The 3,989-nt window shown below is 75.3% G+C and carries 2 protein-coding genes; both read left to right on the top strand.

What is annotated here, in order from left to right; all coding sequences use genetic code 11:
• The first annotated feature begins 975 nt into the window (after window positions 1–975).
• Window positions 976–3,642 carry a class III lanthionine synthetase LanKC gene (gene lanKC, locus ACWEQL_RS41495; protein ID WP_452156667.1) on the top strand — a complete coding sequence of 889 codons (2,667 nt, stop codon included), beginning with the start codon at window positions 976–978 and terminating at the stop codon, window positions 3,640–3,642.
• Window positions 3,643–3,782: 140 nt separating this feature from the next.
• Complete coding sequence (locus ACWEQL_RS41490; protein WP_176189324.1) at window positions 3,783–3,920, top strand: SapB/AmfS family lanthipeptide; 138 nt, start codon at window positions 3,783–3,785, stop codon at window positions 3,918–3,920.
• Window positions 3,921–3,989: the final 69 nt, after the last annotated feature.

Here is a 3,989-nt window from a genome sequence, read left to right as displayed (position 1 = left end):
ACACCGGCCCCGTACCCCGGCCGGCACCTGCGGCAGCCCGGCCCCGCCGGGGCCCGGCCACGCGGCCGGGCACCGGCGCCCTCCGTAAACAGACCGGCGGGGGACGGCCCGGCGCCCTCCGGAAGCCGGCGGGTGACGGCCCACCGCGCCCCGTCCCGGCGAGTTACGGCCCGGTAACCACCCACCAGGTGCGCACGTTCGACCTGCCGTTTTCGTGCCGACACCCCGTCCGAACGGGCCCGCCCCTGGCGTGGGGGCGGGCCCGGGGCGTTCGCGCCCGTGCCCGGAGGCCTGCCCGGGGGTTTTCCCGCGCCGCCGGCGGGGTGATTCAGCGGGCTCCGGGAGGCCGTAGATATGAATTTCCCGGTCCCGCGAAATACTCCCGCCATGGAACAGAAATACGGGGAAAGGGATCCCGTTCGATGGTTCCGGTGGGATCGACGGGCCCGGGCAAAGGGGCTCCTGGGCGTGATCGACACCCTCCGCCGGGCGTACGCCGGAGTCCGCCACGGGGGGCGGGGGTGGCCCGGCCGGGGAGAGCAGTCCCCAAGTATCCGCACATCACCCCAGGTGAGAGCCGTGGCGCCGGCGGGGCCGGCCAGGGCGGGGAGGCCGCGGCGGGCGCGTCCCCGCCCTGGCCGGCGCCACCGTCCGCGCCACGGGGAGGCGCACGGCATTACGCCGGTCCCGCACGGCAGATCCGCGTGCGATCCGGTGCGCGGAATCGTGATATCGCGGTGCCGGTGCGCCGTTGCGGAGAAATCCCCGCGGCCTCCACTATTCGGATGGTCGCATCGCCATACAGGACTTTTTCGTCCGGGGTATCCGGCCGGCACCTCCGCGACGCCGGGGCACACCACCCACCGGCTCCACGACACCGCCGGCCCACCGCCACCCCGGCGGCCCGACGCCACCCCCACCCCCCGCTTCCCCGCCGTCACGCCTGCGCAGCTCCCTGCACCGAGGAGGGTTCCGTTGGACAACCGGTACGAGGCCTACGCCTACGCCGACCCGCTCTTCTACGACTCGCCCCGGCGCTGGGGAGCGCACGAGGAGTTCGCCGCCGTCACCCGTCCGCTGCCGGACGGCTGGGAACGCGGCGACATGGAGATGTGGGCCGTCGTGCGTCCCGTCGACGTCCGGATCCCCGACCAGGGCTGGAAGATCCACGTCTCCTCGTGCATCGACACCGCCGAGGAGACCCTGGAGACCGTCCACGCCTACTGCCTGCGCGAACGCCTCACCTTCAAGTTCCTGCGCGGGCTGCCGATCCTCCAGGTCCAGAACGCCAAGTACGCCCCACGCGGCTCCAGCGGCAAGTTCTGCACCGTCTACCCGGTGGACGACGCGGAACTCGGACGATGTCTCGACGGCCTCGGCGCGCTGCTGGCCGGCCGCAAGGGCCCGTACATCCTCAGCGACCTGCGCTGGCAGGACGGCCCGCTCTACCTGCGGTACGGGGGCTTCGCCGAACGCCACTGCCGCAACGAGGCGGGCGAACGCGTGCTCGCGCTCACCGGACCCGACGGCCGGCTCGTCCCCGACGTCCGCGGCGCCGGCTTCTCCGTCCCGCCCTGGGCACCCGTCCCGGACCGCATCGCCCAGGCCGTCGCCGACCGCGCGGCCCAGCAGGACACCGGACTGCCGTACACGGTGGAGCGCGTCCTGCACTTCTCCAACGCCGGCGGCGTCTACCTGGCCCGCGACGGCGCCGACCGACCGCCCGTGGTCCTGAAGGAGGCCCGCCCGTTCGCCGGCCTCGACCAGCGGGGCGTCGACGCGGTCACCCGGCTGCGCAACGAGCACGCCATCCTCGCCCGCCTGGCAGGCGCCCCCGCCGTCCCCGCCGAACACGGCCTCCTCACCGCCTGGGAACACGAGTTCCTCGTCCAGGAGTACGTCGAGGGGCAGTCCCTCAGCGAATGGCTGACCGCCCGCTACCCCCTGATCCACCCCGACGCCGACGAGGAGACCGTCGCCGAGTACACCCGCGACGCCCTCGCCATCGTCGACCAGGTGGAACGGGCCCTCGCGGAGATCCACGCCCGCGGCGTGGTCTTCGGCGACCTCCACCCCCGCAACCTGATCATCCGCCCCGACGGCGAACTGCGCTTCATCGACTTCGAACTCGCCAGCACCACCGAGGACTTCCTGCGCCCGGCACTCGGCGCCGTGGGATTCACCGCACCGCTCGGCTACACCACCACCGACATCGACCGGTACGGGCTCGCGGCGATCCGCCTCTGGCTCTTCTACCCGCTGGCCCAGCTGACCGCCCTCGACCCCGGCAAGGCCGGACAGCTCGCGGACGCCGTGGAACGCCGCTTCCCCGTACCCCCCGGCTACACCGACGACATCCGCCGCTACCTCGCCGCCACCCCCTCCGACGGCCGCACCCCCCGCCCCGAACTGGAACACGGCCGCACCACGACCCGGGACCTGCTGGAGGCACCGGCCGCCGACTGGCCGGCCATCCGGGACTCCCTGGCCGCCGGCATCGCCGCGATGGCCACCCCCGAGCGCGGCGACCGGCTCTTCCCCGGCGACATCGCCCAGTTCACCCACGGCGGCCTCGGCCTGGCCCACGGCGCCGCCGGCGTCCTCTACGCCCTCCACGCCACCGGAGCCGGCGTCGACCCCGTCCACGTGCGCTGGCTGGCCGCCGCCGCCCGCACCCGCGCCCTCCCGGCCGGGCTCTACCACGGCGGCCACGGCGTGGCCTACGCCCTGGACCTGCTGGGCGAACGCGAACAGGCCCTGGACCTGCTGTCACGCCTCACCGGCGCCGAGGACACCGAAGCGGCACCGGGGCTGGCCACCGGCGCCCCCGGCATCGCCCTCACGCTGCACCACTTCGCCCTCGCCACCGGCGACGACCGGCTGCTGCAGGAGGCGCTCACCCTCGCCAGGACCGCCGCGGCGACCTGGGAGAAGGCGGGCCGCGACGACCCCGAGCGCCGCGCCGGACTGCTCGCCGGCGCCTCGGGCGCGGCCCTCGCCCTCGTCCGCCTCCACGAGCACACCGGCGACCACGCCCTCCTCGACCAGGCCGAGACCCTGCTGGAACTGGACCTCGACCGGTGCGTCCACGTCGGCGACGGAACCCTCCAGGTGGTCGACGGCCGCCGGGTCCTGCCCTACATCGAGACCGGCAGCACCGGCATCGGCGTGGCCCTGGACGCCCTGCTCGCCCACCGGCCCGACTCCGACCTGGCGGAGCGGGAGGCGGCGATCCGCCGGGCCGCCGAACCCGAGTTCGTCATCCAGCCCGGCCTGTTCAACGGACGCGCCGGACTGATCGCCCACCTCGCCCTCACCCGCCGCCGCGCCGCCGCCGCGCACGACGCCGCCGCACCGGCCGGCATCGCACCGGCCGCCGCCGCGCGCGACGCCGACGGCGGGCTGCTGGAACGCCAGCGGGCGCTGCTGGCCCTGCACCAGGTCCCCTACCGGGGGTGGCTCGCCTTCCCCGGTGACCAGCTGCTGCGGCTCTCGGCGGACCTCGCCACCGGCTCCGCCGGAGTGCTGCTCGCCCTGGGCACGGCCCTCGCGGGCACCCCGTTCCTCCCGTTCACCGGCGCGCCCGGCACCGCACCGCCCCGCGCGCCGCACGGCCCGGTGACGGGCCCGGCGCCTTGCTGACGGCCCCCACCCGCCGCTGACGGGCCACCGGCCCGCCCGGCCCGGCGCGACCACGCGTCACCACTCCCGGCGCGACCCCGCGCCCCTCTGCTCCCGGCCGCCCCGGCCGGGTGGTTCACCGCACAGCGAAGGAGAACGTCATGGCGATCCTCGACCTCCAGACCATGGAGCTGCCCGAGACCGAGGCGGCCCCGATCGACGACACCCTCGCGAGCACCAGCTCGCTGAGCGTCCTGAACTGCGGCACCAGCACGGTCAGCACGCTCCTCTGCCTCTGACCCGCACCGCCCGCCCGTAGGGCGGGACCCAGGTGAGGCCGGCCCGGTGATCCTCGGACACCGGGCCGG

This window comes from Kitasatospora sp. NPDC004240, from assembly GCF_053603215.1.
Note: the sequence above shows the minus strand (reverse complement) of the source record. Positions and strands in the feature narration are given on the sequence as shown.